Origin of the sequence: Prevotella veroralis (genome assembly GCF_018127765.1) — a bacterium.
GTDB classification, from domain to species: domain Bacteria; phylum Bacteroidota; class Bacteroidia; order Bacteroidales; family Bacteroidaceae; genus Prevotella; species Prevotella veroralis.
In genome coordinates this window covers 839,254-859,970 of the sequence record NZ_CP072331.1, presented here as the reverse complement: position 1 = coordinate 859,970, position 20,717 = coordinate 839,254, and the positions used below count along the sequence as shown (strand labels likewise).

Here is a 20,717-nt window from a genome sequence, read left to right as displayed (position 1 = left end):
TAAGAATATATGAAAAGACTTTTTTTATTATTACTAATGGTTGCTTCTATTGTGACAAGCCATGCACAGGAAAGCGCAGAAGCCCCTCGCCATGAGGTGCTCTTAGAGACTGACAGTGGAAATATACGTATCCAACTCTTTAACGAAACACCTCTACACCGTGATAACTTCCTCAAGTTAGTACGCAGCGGAGCCTATGATGGGGTGCTATTCCACCGTGTTATCAAGGACTTCATGGTGCAGACTGGTGACATGGGATCGAAGAATGCCAAGCCGGGACAGGCTCTTGGTGATACGCCGGAACGCTATTCTCTACCTGCTGAGATACATTATCCCGAGTTGTTGCACCGCCGAGGTGCAGTCGCAGCAGCGCGTGAAAGCGATGATGTAAACCCACAACGTAAGTCGTCATCAACGCAGTTCTACATCGTTTGGGGTGTACGTTTTACGGACAAGCAACTCGATTGGGCGCAAGAGAGACTGGATGCTCATACAGGTGGAACAGTGAGGATGTCGCCTGCAGTTCGTCAGTTATATAAGACCGAGGGAGGCTCTCCTCACCTCGATGGACAATATACTGTTTTCGGTCAAGTAGTCGATGGTTTGGATGTTGTTGATCGAATACAACGACAGCCCGTAGACGATAACGACCGTCCAACGACAGACCTCCGTATTCGCAAGGCAATTGTTTTGAAGTAAAGTGATGATGTAATGGTAAGGTCGTTTTTAGCACCTTGCCATTGCCTATATATAATAAGGTGTAAAACAGAAAATGGTAATCAATAAGAAACTAATAGGTTGCTTGGTTGCTCTCCTACTTGCTTCTGGCACGGGAGTAGCCCACAGCAGGTATATATATTATGCTGTTAACGATTCTACGGACACACAATCAGTAGCAGCAAAGACGAATGATAGTAATGATAAGAAAGATGGCAAGGATAAGGAGAAGCCCTCTTCTTACGAACAACTAATGAAGAAAGGCGGTAGTGTACACGATGGTCTCTTCACGATAAGGCATATCGAAGACAAGTGGTATTTCGAACTCCCAGACTCCATTCTGGGTCGTTATCTATTGGCTGTAACGCGTTTCACCGCCGTACCACAGAGCTTCGGCAAGTTCTCGGGAGAGGCTATTAACCAACAGACCCTCTATTTCGAGCAACGCGACAATAAGACTATTAACCTCCGCGCATACGTTCTTTCACAGGAAGCAGACCCAAAGAGTCGCATATCCCGAACGCTCAAAGCCTCCACTGCCGACCCTATCATCGCCTCGTTCAAAGTAATTGGTCGCAACAAGAAGACTAATAACCAGCTCATCGAAGTGACCCCCTTATTCATCAAGGATAATGGTGTCGTCAGTATTCCGCAGAATGCTGCTAAACAACTGAAAATCGGTTCGCTGCAGTCCGACAGAACCTTTATTGACACGATGAAGGTCTATCCGATCAATGCCGAAATAGCCACAACACGCACCTATAGTAGTACTCCTTCTTCCGCTCCGGCATCATCAACTGGAGCCATGACCATCGGCCTGAACACGAGTATAGTACTACTTCCTAAGACTCCAATGCGCAAACGTATATGGGATCCGAGGGTTGGTTACTTCACCAATCGATATACTATCTTCAGTGATGATCAGACCCGCGCCGACCGCGAACAGTTCATTTCTCGCTTTCGCTTAGAGCCTAAAGACAAGAAAGCCTACGCCCGAGGCAAACTCACAGAACCGATTAAGCCCATCGTTTTCTATATAGATCCTGCAACGCCAAAGAAGTGGGTTTCTTATCTAAAACAGGGTATTGAGGATTGGAATGTAGCCTTCGAAGCGGCTGGATTCAAGCATGCCATCCAAGCAAGGGATTGGCCGGAAGATGATTCAATGATGAGTGTTGACGATGCACGTTACAATGTTTTGCGTTACTTACCAGCTGAGATTGAAAACGCATACGGCCCCCACATTGTCGATCCTCGCAGTGGAGAGACCATCGAAAGTCATATTTGTTGGTATCACAATGTGATGAATCTATTGACAAAGTGGTACATGACGCAATGCGGGCCACTTGACAAACGAGCACAGACAATGCACATGGACGACCGACTTATGGGTGAATTGATACGCTTCGTATCGAGCCATGAGGTCGGACATACACTCGGTTTGCGTCACAACATGGGTGCCAGTCACGCCACACCAGTGGAGAAGTTGCGTGATAAGAAGTGGGTTGAGGAGCACGGACACACTGCAAGTATCATGGACTATGCCCGCTTCAATTACGTAGCTCAGCCCGAGGATCATATCTCCGAACGTGGTCTTTTCCCACGAATAAATGACTATGACAAGTGGGCAATACGTTGGGGCTATCAGTACAGACCTGAGTTTAAGGACGAGATAGACGAGAAGGAAGGGTTGTTAACAGAGACTTCTAAGGTCTTGGCAACTAATCCGCGCCTATGGTTCGGAGGCGAGGGTAAGAACGAAGACCCACGTGCGCAGACTGAAGACTTGGGTGATGACAATGTGAAAGCGAGTGAGTATGGCATTAAGAACCTTAAGCGCATCATAGTCGCCTTACCTACATGGACGCATCAAACTAACGATAGATACGAGGACAGGATAGAGATGTGGAAGAGTGTTATCAGTCAGTTCAATCGATACACAAACCACGTTCTTAAGAACGTTGGAGGGCGATACATCAATAACATGCCAGGGCAGAAACCTTACGAGGTGGCACCTGCACAAAAGGGAAGAGACGCTGTTAACTATCTCTCCCGACAGCTCTTTGATGCTCCAGTCTGGCTCTATCCGTCAACGATGACAGATGTTTCTGGAGCAAATGCTGTCGATGAGATCGCTGCACAACAAGGGCGAGTTTTGAAGGTATTGTTGAATGGTTCGCTGATAGATAAGATTTACAAGGATCAATTTGCGGCTGGTGCTTATCAGGTCAAGGACTATTTGAACGATGTATTCAAGGCTGTTTGGCAACCCTTGACATCGACTAATGACGTGAAAGTTCGTACACGTCGTTTGTTGGAGCGTACCTATATCAAGCAGCTCGATACATTCCTTAATCAAGAGGAGAAAGATAAGTCCATAGCTATAGACCGCGCTCGTCCGTCAGATATATCGCTGTATCTTGGACAGCAGCTTGATACTATCGAGAAGTATTGCAAGGCGCAGGCTGCCATCAGCACAGACCTCAATCTCCTGCATTACAACGACATTCTGCGCCAGATAAAACTGATTCGTGAACGGCAGAATAGCGTGAAGTAAGGAAGTCTCTTCAATCCTCTCCACTGGAGGGGATGTACCTAACGGAGTGAAGAGGGCGTTTCTTTGCATCAAGGAGAGCCTCTTCTCACATCAAGGAAACGCCCTCTTCCAATGGAGAAGGGCGTTTCTTTGTTTGCAGTCTTTTGTTCGCAGCTAACGAGACACAACTTCTTTACACACCAACCTGTCTACTACTACCCTATAGAATATTGAACTTTTAAATTTAATTTAACGATTCTATAGATGTCATAAGTTCGTCCCATGTGGTTTGCGAAAGCCTTTGGTGATATCTTTTCAGCCCATATCCTCGGTCATTCTAACCTATATGATATAGATTTCAGTATCGTTTTGTTCAACTAAAGAGATTCACTTACTTGAGCGTAATAAGGTGTTAATACTTAACAAGCAATTACTTGATAGCCGACTTCCATATCCATAGTTTTCCTACTTGGAAACTAACAAGTGCCTTCGTTTCTGTCTCTATCTCCTTGATACCTTGTTCCCCTCTTTGCAAGATAAAGACGTCCCCAGCATTGAGCTTAGCGATCAATGAGGAGTCTTTACGCGTCACCTCGTCAAGTCGAGGGAGCATATCAAGGTCGTCAGCATTGTGCACTCCGAAGCAAGGGGTGGTGATTCTCACTTTCACCTCACCCACCTCTCTAAAGCCGGCATTACTTGCATTGATTGCTTGAACATTCTTGTTACCCTTATCGGAACTCTCTTTTAGTGTGTCAATAGTCTTTTCGATTTCCGTAGACTTAGCCTCCTTCTGTCCGTGCCCACAAGCGCAAAGGAGAAAAGAAGCCATTATTGAAACCGCTGTTAATTTCTTTATCATTGAGTATATACGTTTATCAATGAATGCAAAAGTACGCTTTTTCAATCATAACAAGCAAAGTTAGCAATGGAAAATACCGATTATTCCTCTTTTTTATGTAAGTTTGCAGACTTAAAGATATACTCTTTTTAATTACATCTCACTAATCAATAGTAATCAATGAAACGCAAGACATGGCACAAGTACCATAAGTGGTTAGGACTTATTATTTGCTTTTTTGTCATCATGTTCAGCCTCTCTGGCATCATTCTCAACCATCGCAGCACCTTTGCAAACCTATCTGTCAGTAGGAAATTCTTGCCTTCCTCTTATTCTTTCAAGCGTTGGAACAATGGCTTATTACGGGGTACTTTACGTTATAAAGATCGACTGTCAAAGAGCGAGAAAGTGCTTATTTATGGTGCTGCTGGCTTTTTCTTAACCGATAGCACAGCTTCTTCTATTACCGAATTTAACAATGGTTTACCCGCAGGAGCCGACTACCGACAGATAAGGGGAGTAGTACAAACTCCACAAGGCGAACTCTTTGCCGCTGGAATCATGGGCTTATACCGATTGAAGGAACACAATACTTGGCAGCAAGTGAGCCTCCCGAAAACGGATGATGACGAACTCTTATCGGATATAAGTATGCGTGGTGACACCTTGGTAGTGCTTAGTAGATCGTATCTATACATCTCCTCCGCTCCATATAACCATTTCCAACGTCTTCAACTACATGCTCCTGCAGGTTACGATGGCAATGTTAGCCTCTTTAAACAGCTTTGGCTCTTGCATTGCGGAGGCTTATTTGGTACTTGGGGAAAGCTCTTTATGGATGCAATAGCCCTTGTTCTCATTCTTCTAAGCGTCACTGGAATTTGGTTGTGGGTACGTCCTCGCAGTATAAAGATGTTTAAGTGGCATAAACAAGTGGGTATCTACACCTTCTTCCTCACCCTCTTCATCGCAATAACGGGCTGGGCATTGCGTCCACCTCTTATGATTCTCCTTGCCACCAACAGCACTCGTCCACTGCCGGGAACGGTCTTGAATAGTGATAACGCATGGTATGACAAGTTAAGGATGATACGTTATGACGACCAAAAACACGATTGGATGATTTCAACCTCCGATGGTTTCTATTCCTTGACATCATTAATAAGTCAGCCGAAAGCCCTCACCACTACCCCACCTGTTAGTGTGATGGGGCAAAATGTATGGCAACATGAATCGACGGGGACGTGGCTTGTGGGTTCGTTTGATGGTCTCTACCGATGGAATAGACAAACAAATTATATTGAACCATGCGATGCCTCCTTGTATACAGGAGTCCTCGTACCAGGCACAGCACCAACAGGACAAACCATATCAGGCTATAGTTCAGATTTTAAAGGGCATCTCTGTTGGGCTGATTACTTCACTGGTACACCTTTCCCAGCCCAACCTTCCGACTTAGAAGACCGTCCCATGTCGCTTTGGAACGCGGCATTGGAGGTGCATACAGGGCGTATCTACATGGGAAGTATTGGTTCCTTTGCCTTCATCTTTGTTATGGGTATTCTTTTAGTAATCGTCTTGGTATCAGGGAAGAAACTATAAAGACTATTCGAGCATACGATTTGCTCGAATGGTCTAAGCCATCATATACATTACCAAGGAGGCAACAGTAATATAAGCAAATATGCCTAAGCCCACCCAAACAGGTAAGAGCGTCCCCTTGAGCTGACGGCTATGATAAGGACCTTCTACATATAATAAGGTGCGATAAACGAGTGCAGAACCAATCAAAGCAAAAGTTAATCCGCCAAGAATATCACCTGGGTAATGCACGCCAAGATACATCCTTGAATAGCAAACTACCGTTGCCCACCCTATCATAAACACCGACAACCATCGCTTCCGAAGCAGGAAACAGATGAAGAACGCCAACCCGAAGCAATTACCAGCATGATTGGAGGGGAAGCCGTAAGCCCCACCTCGATAATTATTAACGACATGTACCAAATGACCAATCGGACAGTTAAGGTTACTTGGACGCATCCTTCCTATCATCGGACGTATCCACTGCGCTGTTAGAGTGTCTGTTATGAGTATCATTACACCGATTGCCAACAGACTAAAAAACACTGCCTTGAAAGTGAAATTACGTATGAGCAACACAAGAATCAACACATACAAGGGTAGCCAGATGAGCTTTCCACTAACGGAAACCATAAACAAGTCCCAATAAGGATTGTGTAAGCTGTTCACTGCCAATAGGGCATGTTGATCATAATTGAGGATATTTTCAATGAAAACTTCTTTCATTTTGGCTGTAGATTAGTTATATTCTTAATCTCTGTTATCTATTATCTGTATTCTTTCTAATGCTGATTTCATCCATTAACGAGCGTTTCCAGTTCGCTAAATGACTTCATCTTCAAAAGATGAGGATGCTCATATTCATCGACAACTTCGTGTTGCCAGACAGTAGGAAAGGGTATATGGGCAGCCCAACCACCAAGTTTTAGCACTGGCTCAACGTCCGATTTGAACGAATTACCCACCATTAAGAGCTGCTCGATGCCGATTCCATATTGCTTACAAAGTCTTTCGTAAGCTGCAGGAGTCTTATCCGACACCACGACAATATCGTCGAAACAATCTCTCAAACCCGATCGTTTGAACTTAGACTCTTGGTCTAATAGCTCGCCTTTAGTAAACACTACCATCTTATATAAGCCCGATTTGCGTAGCTCCTGCAAGGTTTCTTCTACTCCTTCAAGCGGCTTGCCTGGTAGTTGCAAGAGCGATTTTCCCATCTTGATGATGGCTGCTACTTCCGCAGAAGTCAGTTTCCCGTCACTTACGTGTGTAGCGTTTTCGAGCAAGGAGAGGATGAACGCCTTACTACCATAGCCCAACAACTCCATGTTGGCGGTCTCTGTCGCAAACAAAGCCTGCGATATGTCTCCGGCAGGAGCATAGTGTTTCAATAAGTCACAATAATCTTTCTCCACTGAAGCAAAGTAAGTTTGACATTCCCAAAGGGTGTCATCAGCATCGAAAGCAATCAGTGATATATCCCTCATCGTCTATTCAATTACGAACATAACATTGCGGAACTGTTCCTTAGGAGCCGCCTCATTCGTTAATACCTCGGGGACTTTTACAAGGTTGCGAGCCTGTAAAAGGTCGATAGTATCCCACATTATTTCATGAAAGAGGACGATGGAAGTGCGCTTATCATCAATCTTTGTAATCGCTTGAGCACGTGTGATATTATCCTTAACGGCTGAAGCTAAGCTCGCAGACAATCGATGACAAAGATTGTTGACAGCATCTTGTTTCTCCCTGTCAATTACTGGTATCTGTAACTTCCCAGCCTCATTAACAATGCCGTAAGGCTTTAGGTGGTCGATAACAGTGGCATCTTTCAACTCCTCATTATCGAGTAGGCATTGTGCTAAAGGCATTAAGTCAGCATGTTGTGGGGCATTTTTAAGGCTCGTTCTTGTCCATGTTTCTTGTATAGGACCATAGCTGTTAGTGCCGAACTGAGTTTTCTTTCTTGGTTCACAAAGTATCCAAACCACTCCTTTCCAGTCTGCTTTGTTATCCAATTTATATCTATCTGGTGCTATCGCATCCCATGCTAAGCCATCAAGCATATAGGAAAAAGCAATGCTAAAAGCGTTATCAGCAAAATTACTCTTGCCTAATTCAGTAACAAGCTGTCGGTAATCACCCTCCGACTTGTCCATCACGTCTGTTGCAATAGATCGACTTAATTGACGAAGCGCAGCCGTTTGTTCGATGTCAAAGATAGGTAAGGTGGTTTGCCATTTATTACTTTCCACCTGCTTTACCATCCCTGCTTTCTCTAAGTAAGTGAGTTGCTCATCATTGAAAGTAAGCCCCGCTTTGCGCAAAGCCTTAGCCGTACTCGGTGTGCGAAGCATGTAAAGTAATTGCCAGTTGTTATCCTTCTTGATGTATTCGAAGGGGTGGACAGACTTAAAATCACTGTATGCAACGCGTTCACACTGGCTTAGATTACGCATTACATTTTGCGCGAAAACAGTCGTTACAGCCATGCTTAACGCAGCTATAAGTATCATTTTTAGTTTCATAATCAAATAGTTTGAATCGCAAAGGTACATTTTTTATCGTATAATTCAAAACATAATGCTCATTAATTCATGCTCACATCCATTTCACACGGGCGTACTATTCATTCAAAATAATGATAGGTTTAAGTTAACGGGGTAACGAGTTGACAAGAAAACAAGTTATTAGTTCTGTTGAATGTAGTGCTACAAGTAGGAACCGACGCCCTCGTCTGTCCGCCATAATCCCCACTTTATGCACACAACTATAGCAGGGTTACGGACAGACGAAAGTATCTGTCCCTACTTTAAAGCCCCGCCCTCGCCTCCATATTGATGGTTGAAGCAAAGAAAGAAGCACACCGGCTGAATATCTCCTACCCTACTTCTGACCTCAAAGCAGTCATGGACTTGTGGCTCAAAGCTCGCACGAAGGTGAGTGCTCTACTTGCTCCTTCAGCCCAATCCGCTTATAATCAGCCCACCTCTCTAATGGTTCATTCACTGATTTATACCTTCTTTTATTAAACTTGCATTTTCATTTTGCTGTCATTCCTATCACTACTTATCGTGTTATAATCTCCTAATTACAAAGGTGTTATACGAAGTGTTAAAAATGACAGCAACTTAAATTTAAAATAAACTCTGGTATTTAAGCCTTTATCAATCATCCTTTTTCGTTTATAAGACACATGATATACCTCTCTTACAAATATGCCTCAATTGATAACGAGGCAGAGATTACCATCAAATGGCAGCATTAGGATTGAGAAAGAGTATTGTGGCTATTACTAATTCTGGTAAAACATCTCTGCTATACTTACAATTCGTATGGCGTACTACGTCCTTCCTTACTACCCTTTCTGTAAGATCTTCTTCTCAATAAAGTCGTTCAGGTCGCGGGTAGCAGTGTCCTACGAACAGTGATTAATCTCCGCAAATATACAAATGATGGCACTTTAATTAACGTGAGTTCGACGAATTGCTTGCATTATTCTGAATTCGTCGAACTCACGTTAATATAGAAAGAACGTCTACTTACATTAACTGCCCTTTCCTTTTGAGGAGGCTGGGTGGATTCTACGGCGACACCTATTAAATAAGGGATGGGAACATTATCTGATTCCATCCCTAACTTTTTCTATAACGTTTGATATTCTCTTGAATAACGGAGCATCTGCTCGGTATAGCTCTCAGAATAGTCTACAACAATATCCGTTATATTGCCTTTATCATCACGGATAGGCTTTAGAACTGGGTTAATAAAGCCTTTATACGGGGCAATATTTAATCGCTTGTATCGTCGGAGCACCTCCTCATGGAGGTTAGCATCCAATTGGATGGCATAACGCTCAACCAGCTTTCGAGCTGCTTCAAAGTCGCCTTCGCTCTTAATACGCTGTATCTCGGCTAATTCATGTGCAAAGATACGGCGCAAAGCAGCATAGTCATTGATTTGAACATAGGTTTTCTCCTCACCAGTAGTTGCATCTTTGCGTGTGACCAGTTCGATTACCTTATCCGCTTTACCTAGTTCCATTGCCCATTGAGCAATGAGTGCTCGGTTCTGCATGTGGGACTCTTCAATCTGTTTACCAGGCTTAATGCGTACCTGCTGAGTAAGTAGTCCGTTCATCATATAGCCATAATACTGGGCTTTGTAGGCCTCTTTGTCATCGAGTAAACCAAGTTCAATGAGCTTATCATCGGCTATATAATAGAGTCCGAAGAGGTCGGCACGAGCTTCCTCAATGGTGTTTCCGTAGTTCTTCAGCGCATCCGGATCGGTTCCAGGGAGCAGCCTACCACTTCCGTGACCAAGACATTCATGCAAATCGGTGTGTAAGTTGTCCGTTTTATCAGCATATTTATCCATCAATTTGCGGGTTTCTTCATCGATAACGAACTCCTCTTTGAATCCGTTACCCTTAGCTGCCATATCATAAGCATGCGTTAGATTGGAGATAGTAACACTCTTAGAACCATACTCCGCACGTATCCAATCGGCATTGGGAAGATTGATTCCAATAGCTGAAGCAGGGTACTCGTCACCACCAAGCATGGCTGCACAAATGACGTTCGCAGTGACTCCCTTCACCTTTGCCTTGCGGAAAATAGGATTAACGGGGGAATGATCTTCAAACCACTGGGCATTTGTTGAGATTGTTTGTGTGCGATGCGTTGCTTCAAGATCCTTGTATTCTACAATGCCTTCCCATGATCCTTTTAGTCCCATGGGGTCTCCATACACTTCAATAAAACCGTTGATGAAATCAATACGACCGTCTTGCTCTTTAAGCCACTCTATCGAGTAAGCATCAAAGTCACGCAGGTCTCCTGTAATATAATAATGTATAAGCAGACTTATAACACGGCGTTGTTGATCATTCTCGGCATAAGTCTTTGCACGTTCCAGCCAATAGACGATCTTCTCAATGGCTGCTCCATACTTGCCAGATAGCTTCCATACGTCCTCGCGAATGATTCCATTCTCTTTTATAAGGGTCGAATTTAGACCATAGGAGGGTGCACCATACAGGTGTGGAGAGGTCTGTTCAACCGATAAACTATCGCTAACAGACATCTTATTATTAACATCATCCAGCTTCATTTGGGCATAGAACGCCTCTACTTCATGCTGATTTACACCTTCATAGAAGTTACATGCAGATGCTTGAACTATATCAATACCATCCGACTTATCCACCCGCTTGGGCAAAACCGTAGGGTCAAAGATAATCGGGCAAAGCTCATCAAGCATGGCTTCAACGCTTTCGCCTTCTTTAAGTGGAAGCAACTTGGGATCAACACTCAATGTAGCTTCACGCAAAAAGTCCTCAGAGAATAAAGGGACAAACTTGTCACAAGCATAATGATGGTATATACCATTGGCAAACCACACCTGCTTCAAATATTGTTCTAAGCCTTGAAATTCATCCTCAAGTTTGTTTCTTTGCTTAAAAATTCTATCACTCTGACCATCAATATTACCTTTCCAACCAGAGAGTTTATCCTTTTGAGCATATACGAAAATAGTCTCCAACATCTTTCGAATGCGGAGATTATACTTTCCAAACTGGTCAAACGTAATGTCACGTCCAAATAGTGTCGCCTTAGAGAGGCAATAAATGAGTTGCTTCTGATTGAGTGTCAGTGTTCTAAACTCGGGTAGCCGATACCTTAACATTTGTATATCGGCAAAATGTTCACCTAGATAATTAAATTCTTCTTCTGCTTTTTCAATCATAGACTTAATGATATACTTGCCACCGATTACTTCCTTAGTGGCTTCTTTAATCGCATCTCTTCTGAAGGATGTTGTGATAGATGACGCATCTTATAGTCACGTGGAGTCACACCATTAATACGATAGAATGATGCATAGAAAGACTGTCTATTAGAGAAGCCAACCATGTCACTGATATCCTCCATATTGAGATCCTGATAGCGTTTGTCAACTAGTAAGGCCATTGCTTCCTCGATTCGGAACTTGTTAACGAACGATGTATAGTTCATGTGAAACCTTACATTTACTACTGCAGAGATGTAACGCGTGTTAGTTCCTAAGTCCTCAGCCAGTTGTTTCGCAGAATAATTCTTATCTTTGTAACGCTGCTGGATTAGAATGATATTCAGAATTTTCTCCTTAAGTTCATCCATCAATTGCGGACTTACCAAACTACGGTACGCGGCCATCTTCTCCTTTTTTTCAGTTAAATTATACTTAGCCATAACCGTGGATTTTTAGTTACCAATATGTTATTACAATGCAAATATAGCATAATTAATTAATATTGTCAAGTGCTATGTATAATTTTTAATATCTGTTAGTTGTTGTTTTTCCGATTACCATAATTGTCCCTTCATTTGTAAAGAGCTAAATATTTACATGCACATAACTCATACCTTTGTATAATAGGGACTTTATCTTTATCCTTGTTAATGTTCTTTTTTACACTTAACAAGTCTTATACAGGATATTAGAAACGATTAACATTTAATATACTTTAACCTTGCAAAGTCACAAATGTTACCTTATAGCCATGATTTAGTCTATATTTTTGCAGCCGAAAACGAAATTAAAACATTACATAGAAATAATTTAAAATGGCAGAGAACAAGATGTTTTGTTTCCAATGTCAGGAAACAGCAAAAGGCACAGGATGTACTATTCAAGGTGTGTGTGGTAAAAAGGCAGATACAAGTCGTTGGCAAGATTTATTACTCGCAGTGACTCGTGGTATTGGAACTATCGCTGATTCACTTCGCAAAGCAGGTGTTGAGACAAGTCAGGAAGTAGGTGACTATATCGTTGACTCACTCTTTGTTACCATCACCAATGCTAACTTCGATGACCAAGCAATATTAGCTAAAGTGGATAAAGGTGTACAATTGAAACGTGAGTTACTCGATCTTGCAGCTTCAAAGAATATTACCCTCCCTGATTACCAAGAGATTAAGTGGGGTGGAGAAAAGGCTGATTATGAAGCCGAAGGAAATCGAGAAGGAGTGTTACGTACCGAGAATGAAGACCTTCGTTCACTAAAGGAATTGACCGTATTAGGCTTGAAAGGTATGGCTGCATATTATGAGCATGCATCACGCCTCGACGAACGCAACGACGAGATCATCGCCTTTATGGAGAAGGCATTAGGCATTGTTTCCAACCCAAACGCTGATATGGAAACCTTGCTCGCAACCGTTATGGAGACTGGTAAATATGGTGTTGATGCGATGGCTCTACTCGATAAGGCAAACACACAGGCATATGGTAATCCAGAGTTGACAAAGGTTAACATCGGTACTGGTAATCGTCCTGGAATCCTCATTTCTGGTCACGACTTGAAGGATATTGAGCAATTGTTGGAGCAGACAGAGGGTACTGGTATCGACGTTTACACCCATGGTGAAATGTTGCCAGCACACTATTATCCACAGTTGAAGAAGTACAAGCATCTTGTTGGTAACTATGGTAACGCATGGTGGAAACAGAAGGAAGAGTTCGAGACCTTCAATGGTCCTATTGTCTTCACAACGAACTGTATCGTTCCTCCTTCACCAAAGGCAAACTACAAGGATCGTGTCTTCACAACTAATGCAACAGGTTATCCAGGTTGGAAACATATCACTGCTGATGTAAACGGACACAAAGATTTCTCTGAAGTTATCGAGATTGCCAAAACTTGTAAAGCACCAACAGCTATTGAGCAAGGCGAGATTATCGGTGGATTCGCACATGCACAAGTATTCGCACTTGCCGATAAGGTCGTTGATGCTGTAAAGTCTGGTGCTATTCGCAAGTTCATTGTTATGAGTGGTTGTGATGGTCGTATGAAGAGCCGCGACTACTATCGTGACTTCGCAAGTCACCTTCCAAAGGACACAGTTATCTTAACCAGTGGTTGTGCAAAGTTCAAGTATAACAAGCTAAATCTTGGCGACATCAATGGTATTCCACGTGTATTGGATGCTGGTCAATGTAATGACTCTTATTCATGGGCAGTCGTAGCTATGAAGCTAAAAGAGATTTTCGGTGCTAACGATATCAATGATCTTCCAATCGAATTCAATATTGCATGGTATGAGCAGAAGGCTGTTATCGTTCTCTTAGCCTTACTCTATCTCGGTATAAAGAATATCCATATCGGACCAACGTTGCCAGCTTTCGTTTCACCAAACGTACTGAAAGTATTGGTAGAGAACTTCGGTCTCGGTGGTATCACAACAGTTGATGAAGACCTCAAGAGCATGGTTGGATAATTTTTCTACCTAATTTAATTAGATAACAATGTGCCTTCTCTGTTACAGGAGAAGGCTTTTTGTTTTAAAGGAAAGCCTTACTTGCAATCAAAGGAAGCCTCTTCTCACACTCAAGAAAGGCTTTCTTCCATTTAAGGAAAGCACATATTTGTTTTGAGGGAGATCGTAGACTATATAAAACTAACATATACGAATAATTCTTCGATAGATAAATTTAGAAGGAACTAAATCCTAATTGTAAAGTTAAAAACAAAAGGATGTAGAAGAGTGTTAGACTATATAAAAAAGAGAAGATGCTGGTTGCTGTCACTCCTATCATTCCTTTATAGCTTTTAATCTACTGAAGAACAAGTCATTACCATAAATGTTAAAAATGACAGCAACTATAATTAAAACTAAATTAGGGATTTTGTATGCTTGATATACGAATGATTTTCCACGGATTAAGTAAATTAAAAGTACTTTTAGAGCTATATACTGTATAGTTCGATCACATGGCTCTTTACACCCAAACATGGGTTAAATCCAAAACTGTTAACGCATAATTCTAAAGAATATACCCGTTGAAAACTTTGATTATTAATAATAATTTGTATCTTTGTAGATTGGTAAGTGATGACATAACGACTTACGACAAAATAACAGATAATAATTAGAAACAATGCAAAAAACAGCTCTTATCACAGGAATCACTGGTCAAGATGGTTCTTATTTAGCAGAATTTTTACTCAAGAAAGGTTATGATGTTCATGGCACTATACGCCGTTCATCAGTAGACTTCCGTGAACGAATCGCCCATTTAGAGGGGCATCCTCATTTCCACTTACACTATGCTGACCTTGGAGACTCTATGAGTATCTTGGGCGTTATAGGTAAGGTTCGCCCCAACGAGATATACAATCTCGCTGCACAAAGCCACGTGCAAGTGAGCTTTGACTCGCCTGAGTTCACTGCAGATGTTGATGCTGTCGGTGTGTTGCGAATCTTGGAAGCAGTTCGCCAGTTAGGTTTAACAAAGACTTGTCGAATCTATCAGGCATCAACATCAGAGTTATATGGTAAGGTAGAGGAAGTTCCACAGAATGAGAACACACCTTTCCACCCATATAGCCCATACGCTGTAGCAAAGCAATATGGCTTCTGGATTGTAAAAGAATATCGAGAGGCTTATAACATGTACTGCTGCTCTGGCATCCTTTTCAACCATGAGAGCGAACGCAGAGGAGAGACCTTTGTGACTCGAAAGATTACTCTCGCAGCAGCAAGAATAAAGCAAGGTAAACAGGAGAAGCTCTATCTGGGCAACCTGAGTTCATTACGTGACTGGGGTTATGCAAAGGACTATGTCGAGTGTATGTGGCTTATCTTGCAACAGGAAGAACCAGACGACTTTGTTATCGCAACGGGCGTTCAACACAGTGTTAGGGAGTTCTGTTATCATGCTTTTAAACGTGTTGGTATTGAATTGGAGTTTAAGGGTGAAGGTATGAATGAGAAAGGTATTGACAAGGCAACTGGTAATGTCTTGATTGAAGTTAGCCCTGACTTCTATCGTCCAACAGACGTTGTTAACCTCTGGGGTGACCCTACCAAGGCGAAAGCTAAGCTGGGATGGAATCCTAATAGTACGAGCTTTGAAGAACTTGTCAATATCATGGTTGACCACGATATGGCTAAGGTTGCATCGGATGGTGCGGCTGAGAAGGTTAGAACAAACTTAGCAGAATATCTGGAGAAGGGTATTGTGAAATAAAGCAAGAATATGGAAGTATGAATAAAGATAGTAAGATCTATGTAGCTGGACACCATGGTTTGGTGGGTTCAGCTATATGGAATAACCTTGAAAAAAGAGGTTACAAGAATCTTGTGGGTAGGTCACATAAGGAGTTAGACTTAACCGATCAGCTTGCTGTAAAGCGATTCTTTGATGAGGAGAAACCCGATGCAGTTGTATTGGCTGCAGCCTTCGTTGGTGGTATCATGGCGAACTCTTTGTATCGTGCAGACTTCATTATGCAGAATATGAAGATGCAATGCAATGTCATAGAACAGAGCTATCTCCATGGTGTGGAGAAGTTACTTTTCTTAGGAAGTACTTGTATCTATCCTAAGAATGCACCACAACCAATGAAGGAGGATGCGCTTCTCACTTCTCCTCTTGAATATACAAATGAGGAATACGCCATCGCTAAGATCGCGGGACTAAAGATGTGCGAGAGTTACAACCTACAATATGGAACGAATTACATAGCCGTTATGCCAACCAATCTCTATGGTCCTAACGACAACTTCCACTTAGAAAACTCACATGTAATGCCAGCCATGATGCGTAAGATCTACTTGTCTAAACTCATCCACGAGGACAACTGGAATGCTATACGCAACGACATGGACAAACGTCCCATCAACCCAACTGACCAGTTGAGGGCACTCATTGGCGAAGGAAATGTTGATGGAAAGAACGCTAAGGAACGCATTTTAAAGGCATTATCATTCTATGGAATCGAGAGCAATAAAGTGACACTCTGGGGTGATGGTAGTCCACTTCGTGAGTTCCTTTGGAGCGAAGATATGGCTGATGCCAGCGTGCATGTCCTCTTGAATGTAGACTTCAAAGACATCATCGGAATCGATAAGTATTCAAGTGTTTTCTATGGTGCTAAGATTGATGGAGCCGTCGATCGCAACAATTCAGAGGGTCGTGGAGGTGCTATCCCATCGTTAGGTGAGATTCGAAACTGCCACATTAATGTTGGTACTGGCAAAGAATTAACCATTAAAGAACTGGCGGAACTCGTAAAGAAAACCATTCATTTCGAGGGAGAAATTGTCTGGGATGCTGATAAACCCAATGGTACTCCACGCAAACTCATCGATGTTGAGAAGCTCCATAGACTTGGTTGGACACATAAAGTAGAGATAGATCAAGGTGTAGAGAAGCTCTATGAGTGGTATCAAGAAAGCCTAAGATAATTCATTTTAACCTTTTACCATATGAAGAAGCAAGTATTATTAACAGCGGCAGTAATGTCCGTAACGAGTGTAATGGCACAGAAGATTAACTATCCGCAAGCGCCTAAAGACAACACAGTTGACACCTATTTCGGTGTAAAAGTGGCTGACCCTTATCGCCCATTAGAGAATGATAGCTCTAAAGCAACAGCCGAGTGGGTGAAGAAGGAGAATGAGGTAACACAACAGTACCTTGCTCGCATTCCTTTCCGAAGCAAACTCTTCCAACGCATGAAAGAGTTAGCTAATTACGAGAAGTTATCTGCACCTTCTTATAATAAGGCTATCGGGAAGTGGTTATTCTATAAGAATAATGGTCTACAGAACCAAAGCGTCCTTTACGTAATGGACCATCTTGGTGATGAGAAGAACGCTCGCATCCTCCTTGACCCTAATAAGTTATCAGAGGACGGAACGGTTGCTTTGAAAAGTATTAGCTTCTCTCATAATGGTAAATATGCGGCTTATGCCATATCACGTAGTGGTAGTGACTGGGAGGAGTTCTATGTTATGAACCCTCAAACAGGCGAACTCCTTGATGATCATATCATGTGGGCTAAGTTCTCAGGTGCCGCTTGGCAGGGGGATGGATTCTACTATAGTGCCTACGACGCACCCGTTAAAGGACATGAATATAGTAATGTGAATGCAGTGCAGAAGATCTATTATCACAAGATTGGAACACCGCAGTCTGAAGACCAGTTGTTCTATCAGAACCCAGCTAATCCCATGCGTTTTTACTCCGTATCTACCAACGAGGACGAGACAATGATGTTCCTTTACGAAAGCGGTGCAGGCTCTGGTAATTGCGTATATGTACGTGATTTACGCAAACCCAATAGTCAGTTCATTCAGATGACATCAAATCTTGACTTGCAATATAGCCTTGTACAGACTATAGGTGATAAGATGTACTTCCTCACGAATGATGGTGCTCCTAAGAACCGATTGATGGTTACGGATATAGAACACCCTGGATTCAATGAGTGGAAAACGCTTGTCCCTGAAAGTAAAGATATGTTGGAAGACGTGACCTTCGTAGATGGTAAGATGATACTAAACTATATGAAGGATGCGTCCAATCATGCTTTTGTCTATGACTTAGATGGTAAACAACTGGCAGAAATCAAGTTACCAACAGTGGGAAGTGCCGCTTTCTATGGTAAAAAAGACCGCAAGGAAGTATTCTATTCATTCTCTTCCTTCACCATTCCAAACTCTATTTATCAGTACGATATAGCGTCAAATGAAAGCAAAGTATATGCTACTCCGAAGGTTAAGTTTCGGTCTTCTGACTACGTAACAGAGCAAATCTTCTATCCAAGTAAGGATGGTACACGTGTCCCACTATTCATTACTTATAAGAAAGGACTTAAACGCAACGGCAAGAATCCGGTGTATCTTTATGGTTACGGAGGCTTTAACATTGCCATGCCACCCTACTTCGCATCTAACAGAATACCATTCCTTGAGAATGGAGGTATCTATGCACAAGCATGCTTGAGAGGCGGTAGTGAGTATGGAGAAGAGTGGCATCTCGCTGGAACGAAACTACATAAACAGAATGTGTTTGACGACTTTATCTCTGCTGGGGAATGGTTGATTACAAACAAATATACCAGCAAGGATTATCTCGCCATAGTGGGTGGTTCAAATGGCGGACTGCTTGTTGGCGCTTGTATGACGCAACGCCCTGACCTCTTTAAGGTATGTATTCCACAGGTGGGAGTAATGGATATGTTGCGTTACCACAAGTTCACTATTGGTTGGAACTGGGCTCCTGACTATGGAACAAGTGCCGATTCAAAGGAGATGTTTGAGTATCTTCGTTCGTATTCTCCGCTTCATAACCTTCGTCCTGGCACTCATTATCCAGCCACACTCATAACAACTGCCGACCACGATGACCGTGTTGTGCCTGCACATTCATTCAAGTTTGCTGCCACTTTACAAGCTTGTAATGCTGGCGACACACCTACTTTGATTCGTATTGATACTAAGGCGGGACATGGAAGTGGTAAGCCTCTATCTAAACAACTAGAGGAACAAGCCGATATCTATGGTTTCATCCTTTATAATATGGGGTTGAAGTATTAGGAAATAGACTTCTATAGGAGTGAAAGAAGTGAAGGAGTGAATGGAGTTAAGACATCCCTTCTGTTGCTTGTAGTCGTATGAAAGCAATGCAATCAACGGCAGTATTGTCTTTACTTCATTAACTCCTATAACCTTATTAACTCCTGCAAAGCCCCCAATATGCACTAAATATGCAAATACTACTTGCTTCGGCAAAGATAATGAATAGCACCACTTCGGTGCAAGTACCCTTCACGCACGAACCACACTTCGGTAAGGAAGTGGGGAGAATGGCGTTAGAACTGGGCGAGATATCCGTTGATATCCTATCCAAGGAACTACATTGCAATGAGAAAATAGCCCTGGAAAACAAGCTACGTTATCAAGACTTCTTCAATCGGGAGGCACTTCTTCCGGCTCTCCTAGCCTATTATGGACAGGCTTATAAGTGCTTGAAAGCACAGCAATATAGTCCCGATGACTTCCGTTTTGCCGATGATCATCTATGGATAACGAGCTTTCTTTATGGACTCTTGCGCCCCTTGGATCTCATTCACCCTTATCGTCTTGAGGGTAAAACAAAACTCACATCGAACGAAGGAAAAAATATGTTTGCATATTGGAAGCCCTTACTAACCGATATGCTCATCAATGCGGTGCAAGATGATGACGGCGTGCTTGTACACTTGGCAACGGCAGAGTTTCAGCAACTCTTCGACTGGAAGCGACTACAAAAAGCTGTTCGTATTATCCAACCGCAGTTTATGGTAGATCAAGGTAGCCGTGTGAAGGCTGTGAGTGTATATGCCAAGAGCTGTCGAGGAGCGATGACGAGCTATATTCTTCGCAATCGTCTCACAAAACCAAGCGACCTCCTTTCATTTGAATATGAGGGCTTTACTTATCAAGCTAACTATGGCGATGAGGCGCACCCACACTTTATTTTAATGCAAAACGTATAACTCTTTTACTCCAAACAATAACCTATTAGTATTATGTCAATCGAAGAATTCCGCAAAGAAATACTATCAGCTCTACTCGCAAAGACCAACACAAAGGGTGAACCACGCTTTGATGAGGCATCCGCAAAAGAGCTTCTTAATCAGTTATCAGATAATGAGTTGGAGGAAGGAATCCTATTCAATACACCCGAAGATGTGGCTGATGTACTGTCAGAAATCGGTCGGTTATAATTCAATAGTAGCCTTCCCAAAATCCCCCTAAAAGCCCCACTCTACCTCTCCGAAAGGCGAAAAATACTTAGCGAAATGTGTGTTTACATGGTAGCTGAGTACTGGGAGATGTGTAACGAGACTTGGTCTCGTTAGCAACAAACAAGAGGTTACAAAGAAAGAGACGCCCTTCTCGCATTCAAGAGAGCCTTTCTTTGAAGCAAGGAAACGCCCTCGTTGATATAAAGAAACGCCCTCGTCAATTGGAGTAGATGTCACAAAGTAGGGACAGACGGGGAGAGATTTAGAGACATCCCCTCCTCTCTCAAGACATGGAGAGGCTTCTGATACAAAAAGCTCATACTTGGCAGACTAAGAGCAATTTCATTTTTACTGTCATTCCTGTCAGTTAATTGTATATCATAAAGTGCTGTAAACCAATAAACTACGCGAAGTGTTAAAAGTGACAGCAAACTAAATTAAAATTAAATTCGTGTTTTTATGGTGAGTTG

At 42.5% G+C, this 20,717-nt stretch carries 16 protein-coding genes; 10 read left to right on the top strand and 6 right to left on the bottom strand.

Translation table 11 applies throughout. The features are described 5' to 3' along the window. The first annotated feature begins 9 nt into the window (after positions 1-9). A complete protein-coding gene (locus J5A55_RS11680) occupies positions 10-699 on the top strand; it encodes a peptidylprolyl isomerase (RefSeq protein WP_004382121.1) in 690 nt (229 codons plus the stop codon). Positions 700-772: 73 nt separating this feature from the next. Continuing rightward, complete coding sequence (locus J5A55_RS11675; protein ID WP_004382122.1) at positions 773-3,274, top strand: zinc-dependent metalloprotease; 2,502 nt, start codon at positions 773-775, stop codon at positions 3,272-3,274. Between the two features lie 409 nt (positions 3,275-3,683). On the opposite strand, the gene J5A55_RS11670 is transcribed toward J5A55_RS11675, so the two are convergent. Then, positions 3,684-4,115, bottom strand: a complete 432-nt coding sequence (locus J5A55_RS11670; RefSeq protein ID WP_004382124.1) for a hypothetical protein — start codon at positions 4,113-4,115, stop codon at positions 3,684-3,686. A gap of 159 nt (positions 4,116-4,274) precedes the next feature. Between J5A55_RS11670 and J5A55_RS11665 the strand changes: the two genes are divergently transcribed. Further along, complete coding sequence (locus tag J5A55_RS11665) at positions 4,275-5,696, top strand: PepSY-associated TM helix domain-containing protein (protein WP_004382125.1); 1,422 nt, start codon at positions 4,275-4,277, stop codon at positions 5,694-5,696. 33 nt (positions 5,697-5,729) lie between these two features. Here J5A55_RS11665 and J5A55_RS11660 read toward each other — a convergent pair whose 3' ends face one another. The 3 genes from J5A55_RS11660 to J5A55_RS11650 all read right to left on the bottom strand — a co-directional run bounded on the left by J5A55_RS11660 (position 5,730) and on the right by J5A55_RS11650 (position 8,209). Beyond that, positions 5,730-6,404, bottom strand: coding sequence for a phosphatase PAP2 family protein (locus J5A55_RS11660; protein WP_004382126.1), 675 nt, complete (start codon positions 6,402-6,404; stop codon positions 5,730-5,732). A 68-nt stretch (positions 6,405-6,472) separates the two neighbouring features. Further along, the gene (locus J5A55_RS11655; RefSeq protein WP_004382127.1) at positions 6,473-7,168 is read right to left on the bottom strand and encodes an HAD family hydrolase; all 696 of its coding nucleotides are present in this window, start codon (positions 7,166-7,168) and stop codon (positions 6,473-6,475) included. Positions 7,169-7,171: 3 nt separating this feature from the next. Next, a complete protein-coding gene (locus tag J5A55_RS11650) occupies positions 7,172-8,209 on the bottom strand; it encodes a hypothetical protein (protein ID WP_004382128.1) in 1,038 nt (345 codons plus the stop codon). 312 nt (positions 8,210-8,521) lie between these two features. Between J5A55_RS11650 and J5A55_RS11645 the strand changes: the two genes are divergently transcribed. Further along, positions 8,522-8,713 (top strand): hypothetical protein, encoded by a 192-nt coding sequence (locus J5A55_RS11645; protein WP_004382129.1) that lies wholly within the window; start codon positions 8,522-8,524, stop codon positions 8,711-8,713. A 613-nt stretch (positions 8,714-9,326) separates the two neighbouring features. Here J5A55_RS11645 and J5A55_RS11640 read toward each other — a convergent pair. Further along, a complete protein-coding gene (locus J5A55_RS11640; RefSeq protein ID WP_004382132.1) occupies positions 9,327-11,432 on the bottom strand; it encodes a dipeptidyl-peptidase 3 family protein in 2,106 nt (701 codons plus the stop codon). Positions 11,433-11,458: 26 nt separating this feature from the next. Next, on the bottom strand, positions 11,459-11,917 hold the full coding sequence (locus tag J5A55_RS11635) for a helix-turn-helix domain-containing protein (protein WP_004382133.1): 459 nt from the start codon (positions 11,915-11,917) through the stop codon (positions 11,459-11,461). 375 nt (positions 11,918-12,292) lie between these two features. Here J5A55_RS11635 and hcp point away from each other — a divergent pair, with 375 nt between their 5' ends. From hcp to J5A55_RS11605, 6 genes are all read left to right on the top strand, one after another. Further along, complete coding sequence (gene hcp, locus J5A55_RS11630; RefSeq protein ID WP_004382134.1) at positions 12,293-13,945, top strand: hydroxylamine reductase; 1,653 nt, start codon at positions 12,293-12,295, stop codon at positions 13,943-13,945. Positions 13,946-14,606: 661 nt separating this feature from the next. Then, complete coding sequence (gene gmd, locus J5A55_RS11625) at positions 14,607-15,698, top strand: GDP-mannose 4,6-dehydratase (RefSeq protein WP_004382137.1); 1,092 nt, start codon at positions 14,607-14,609, stop codon at positions 15,696-15,698. Positions 15,699-15,715: 17 nt separating this feature from the next. Continuing rightward, positions 15,716-16,918: a GDP-L-fucose synthase family protein gene (locus tag J5A55_RS11620; RefSeq protein ID WP_004382138.1), complete on the top strand. Its 1,203-nt coding sequence runs from the start codon at positions 15,716-15,718 to the stop codon at positions 16,916-16,918. Positions 16,919-16,939: 21 nt separating this feature from the next. Then, a complete protein-coding gene (locus J5A55_RS11615) occupies positions 16,940-19,054 on the top strand; it encodes a prolyl oligopeptidase family serine peptidase (RefSeq protein ID WP_004382139.1) in 2,115 nt (704 codons plus the stop codon). 170 nt (positions 19,055-19,224) lie between these two features. Next, positions 19,225-19,995 carry a YaaA family protein gene (locus J5A55_RS11610; RefSeq protein WP_004382140.1) on the top strand — a complete coding sequence of 257 codons (771 nt, stop codon included), beginning with the start codon at positions 19,225-19,227 and terminating at the stop codon, positions 19,993-19,995. Between the two features lie 33 nt (positions 19,996-20,028). Continuing rightward, positions 20,029-20,226 (top strand): hypothetical protein, encoded by a 198-nt coding sequence (locus tag J5A55_RS11605; protein WP_004382141.1) that lies wholly within the window; start codon positions 20,029-20,031, stop codon positions 20,224-20,226. The last annotated feature ends 491 nt before the right edge of the window (positions 20,227-20,717 follow it).

Bases quoted from the DNA above. Each gene is read 5' to 3' on its own strand.
- J5A55_RS11650 (WP_004382128.1), bottom strand. From the start codon at position 8,209: ATGAAACTAAAAATGATACTTATAGCTGCGTTAAGCATGGCTGTAACG.
- J5A55_RS11680 (WP_004382121.1), top strand. From the start codon at position 10: ATGAAAAGACTTTTTTTATTATTACTAATGGTTGCTTCTATTGTGACA.
- J5A55_RS11670 (WP_004382124.1), bottom strand. From the start codon at position 4,115: ATGATAAAGAAATTAACAGCGGTTTCAATAATGGCTTCTTTTCTCCTT.
- J5A55_RS11640 (WP_004382132.1), bottom strand. From the start codon at position 11,432: ATGATTGAAAAAGCAGAAGAAGAATTTAATTATCTAGGTGAACATTTT.
- J5A55_RS11655 (WP_004382127.1), bottom strand. From the start codon at position 7,168: ATGAGGGATATATCACTGATTGCTTTCGATGCTGATGACACCCTTTGG.
- J5A55_RS11610 (WP_004382140.1), top strand. From the start codon at position 19,225: ATGCAAATACTACTTGCTTCGGCAAAGATAATGAATAGCACCACTTCG.
- J5A55_RS11645 (WP_004382129.1), top strand. From the start codon at position 8,522: ATGGTTGAAGCAAAGAAAGAAGCACACCGGCTGAATATCTCCTACCCT.
- J5A55_RS11665 (WP_004382125.1), top strand. From the start codon at position 4,275: ATGAAACGCAAGACATGGCACAAGTACCATAAGTGGTTAGGACTTATT.
- J5A55_RS11675 (WP_004382122.1), top strand. From the start codon at position 773: ATGGTAATCAATAAGAAACTAATAGGTTGCTTGGTTGCTCTCCTACTT.
- J5A55_RS11635 (WP_004382133.1), bottom strand. From the start codon at position 11,917: ATGGCTAAGTATAATTTAACTGAAAAAAAGGAGAAGATGGCCGCGTAC.
- gmd (WP_004382137.1), top strand. From the start codon at position 14,607: ATGCAAAAAACAGCTCTTATCACAGGAATCACTGGTCAAGATGGTTCT.
- J5A55_RS11615 (WP_004382139.1), top strand. From the start codon at position 16,940: ATGAAGAAGCAAGTATTATTAACAGCGGCAGTAATGTCCGTAACGAGT.
- J5A55_RS11620 (WP_004382138.1), top strand. From the start codon at position 15,716: ATGAATAAAGATAGTAAGATCTATGTAGCTGGACACCATGGTTTGGTG.
- J5A55_RS11660 (WP_004382126.1), bottom strand. From the start codon at position 6,404: ATGAAAGAAGTTTTCATTGAAAATATCCTCAATTATGATCAACATGCC.
- J5A55_RS11605 (WP_004382141.1), top strand. From the start codon at position 20,029: ATGTCAATCGAAGAATTCCGCAAAGAAATACTATCAGCTCTACTCGCA.
- hcp (WP_004382134.1), top strand. From the start codon at position 12,293: ATGGCAGAGAACAAGATGTTTTGTTTCCAATGTCAGGAAACAGCAAAA.